The 3,401-nt window shown below is 36.0% G+C and carries 1 protein-coding gene; it reads left to right on the forward strand.

Annotation, left to right across the window (positions count from 1 at the left end; genetic code table 11):
• Positions 1–281 precede the first annotated feature (281 nt).
• A complete protein-coding gene (gene dacB, locus H5968_RS24740) occupies positions 282–1,757 on the forward strand; it encodes a D-alanyl-D-alanine carboxypeptidase/D-alanyl-D-alanine-endopeptidase (RefSeq protein ID WP_187042051.1) in 1,476 nt (491 codons plus the stop codon).
• Positions 1,758–3,401 lie beyond the last annotated feature (1,644 nt).

Below are 3,401 nucleotides of genomic sequence, written 5' to 3' on the forward strand. Positions count from 1 at the left end.
TCGCCCGAATGCTTCGCCCTTACAGGAAAATAACCTGTGATCAAAATTGATAATTTATCGCCCGAATGCTTCGCCCTTACAGGAAAATAACCTGTGATCAAAATTGATAATTTATCGCCCGAATGCTGATGCTTCCAGCACGCTTCGCGAACGCCCGTACAGGAGTCAGGAGTCAGGAGTAAAACAGGCTTTGTGTATAGGTTTCAATTTAGATTCTGTGCCTCATTGATCTGCAACCTGCTGTAAGTTACAACATTAGGATTACATTTAGCCAAAATAAAATGATTCACAAAAAAATATCTATTAGCTTGATGCTGTTATTTATCGGTGTTCAAATTAATGTTAACCAGCACATAGCTCAAGCACAAACCCCAACAGCACCAGCAACTACCACAAAATATACTTGTTCTGCTCAAATAGAATCATCTATAGATGCTGTAATTAATCGTCCTATATTTAAGAGAATGCGTTGGGGAATTTTAATCAAACCCCTATCATCTCCACAAACTCTTTACAGTCGAGATCCAGAAAAATATTTTATTCCTGCTTCTAATACTAAACTTTTCACAACAGCAGCCGCATTGCAGAAACTAGGGGCAAATTTTCGCATTCGTACCTCTGTTTATCAAGACAGTGAAGGTATTTTGCGAGTTGTTGGTAGAGGAGATCCAAGTTTTAAAAATGAGCAATTAACAATATTAGCCAAGCAATTATATCAAAAAGGTATTCGAGAAATTAATCAATTAATTGCTGATGATAGTTATTTTCAAGGTGAGGTAGTTCATCCTAGTTGGCAATGGGAAGATGTACAATCTTATTATGGCGCACCTGTCAATAGTTTAATTGTTAATGAAAATACTTCTGTTATAACTTTTTTGCCTCAAGAAATTGGAAAACCTTTAAAAATTAAATGGTCTAATCCTCTGGATGCTTATAATTGGCAGATTGAAAATAATGCAATTACTACTCCAGAAAATGAACCGGGTGATGTGGAAGTTTACCGAGGTTTAAAAGGTCAGATTTTAAGAATCACAGGAAAATTGCCTGTAAACTCAGAACCAGATATTACAGCTATAGCGGTATTTGATCCTGCTCAAAATTTCTTGCAAAATTTCCGTTTAACTTTAACAAAATCAGGAATAAAAGTTAACCGGACATCTGTTAATAATGGTGGTAATAATGAACAAGAAATAGCCGCTGTTGAATCTCCGCCGCTATCTGAATTATTAGTAGAAACAAATGTCAATAGTAATAATTTGTATACTGAAGTCTTACTCAGAAGTTTAGCTGATAAACAGCAATTAGCCAAAAATAAAAATACTGCTGATTTAGGATTGCAAGCTTTAAAAAATACGTTAACTGAATTAGGAATTGAACCGAATAGCTATAAGATTGTAGATGGTTCTGGGTTATCTCGTAAAAATTTAATTAGTCCAGAAGCTTTGGTACAACTTTTGCAAGTAATGAGTAAATCTTCCCAAGCAGAAGTATTTCGTGCTTCTTTACCTGTTGCTGGTGTTACTGGTACTTTAAAAAATCGTTTTCTGAATACATCTGCTCAAGGAATTGTCCAAGCAAAAACAGGTACTATGATGGGTGTGGTTTCTTTATCTGGATATGTCAATGTTCCTAATTATGAAACTTTGGTTTTTAGTATTATGGTAAATCAGTCTGAACAACCTGCAAGTGTGGTGAGAAAAGCAATGGATGAAATTGTTGTGTTATTAACGCAGTTGAAGAGAGATCAACTTTGTTAGCTATCCGCCAACATAATAAATTCTACTGCAATTGTTTACAAAAGCAAATCAATATAGTTGCTGTTTCCGGTTTAGGGACTAGTACCGCTTCGCGGAAGTCAAAAGTCAAAAGTCAAAAGTCAAAAGTCAAAAATAATAGGTCGTAAGCTTTTTAGCCATTGAGAATGGTTGGTTTATTTAGGGTTTGCTGAATAAACTCAAAACCTTGATATATCAAAGGTTAGAGGCTGATAAACACAGAAATTAGTGCAAGGGTTTTGAAGGGTATACCGGAAAAAGTGTGCATTTTTTGGGATTTCAAGAGATGGCAAAGAAATTTTCAAATCTCCTCCTGACTCCTGACTCCTGACTCCTGACTCCTGACTCCTATGCCCTCACGGAAAGACTTTCTCAGCAACCCCTATTTACGCCGTGCTGTACTAACCTAAGTTGCTACTTATAAATATTCAAGTTTAATTCTGGATTTGATTTCCCTGAACCACCTTATACAAGGCGAGTAAATCATCAAATTCCCCTTTTTTCAGAGGGATCTAGGGCTATTCAAAAGGCTGATAATTATAATTAGCAACTTGGGTTACTAGACAAATGTCTATGGCATATCAAAATTTTCTTTTCAGTCTTCTACCCTTCCAGAATTATTGTCAACAACCAAGTCAGGATTTACTAACAATTTCTTAAAATTAATAAAAATAAAGTTTTCTTAAATTCCGCAATTGCCACAAAGACATTCGGAAAATACTGGTTTATTCTTGAATTATAAAGGTATTAGTAGTGGAAATTTATTTATCAAATTGATCCAATAATTTTTTTAAATAAAATGCCCACTACTCCTGAAGCAATTTTATAATATTTTGTTCCACCTATGGCTCCCGAACACACAAAAATTAAATTTCCTCTTTGGGATTATTTGAACCAGCCCTTATTTGGTCGTGATACTAAATTTATCTGGAATCCTCGTCAGTTTGCGCTAATATGGAGAGTTAAACTTTTAGAACGGTGTTTGGCTAAACATTCCGATGCCAAAGGACCTCAACAGTCTTAGTTTACAAGTGACAAATGACAGGTTACACTGAAAAGCGATAACTGATAACTGTTTATGCCTCGTATTCTCACGAGGCTTTTTCCATCCATTCGCTGAGAATTAAGAAACTGATTCCTGTGCTAAACTCACATATTACTCAGATGTCGCCTTTTTGCTGTTATGCGGAATAGGTGAAATATTTGCTTTTATCATCAAGCTAAATTGCTATGACAGTAGATTGCAGATCAATGAGGCTTCCGTGAGTGTCAGCAGAACGGTACAAAATCAAAACTGAAACCTAGATACAAAGCCAGTTTTACTCCTGACTCCTGACTCCTTTACGGGCTTTCGCGAAGCGTGCTGGAAGCATCAGCATTCCGGCGATAAATTATCAATTTTTATCACAGGTTATTTTCCTGTAAGGGCGAAGCATTCGGGCGATAAATTATCAATTTTGATCACAGGTTATTTTCCTGTAAGGGCGAAGCATTCGGGGGATAAATTATCAATTTTGATCACAGGTTATTTTCCTGTAAGGGCGAAGCATTCGGGCGATAAATTATCAATTTTGATCACAGGTTATTTTCCTGTAAGGGCGAAGCATTCGGGCGATAAATTATCAA

This window comes from Sphaerospermopsis sp. LEGE 00249 (genome assembly GCF_014299995.1).
Classification (GTDB): Bacteria; Cyanobacteriota; Cyanobacteriia; order Cyanobacteriales; family Nostocaceae; genus Sphaerospermopsis; species Sphaerospermopsis kisseleviana.

What these genes read in the sequence shown, in the direction of transcription:
- dacB (WP_187042051.1), top strand. Translation starts at nt 282, where the DNA reads ATGATTCACAAAAAAATATCTATTAGCTTGATGCTGTTATTTATCGGT.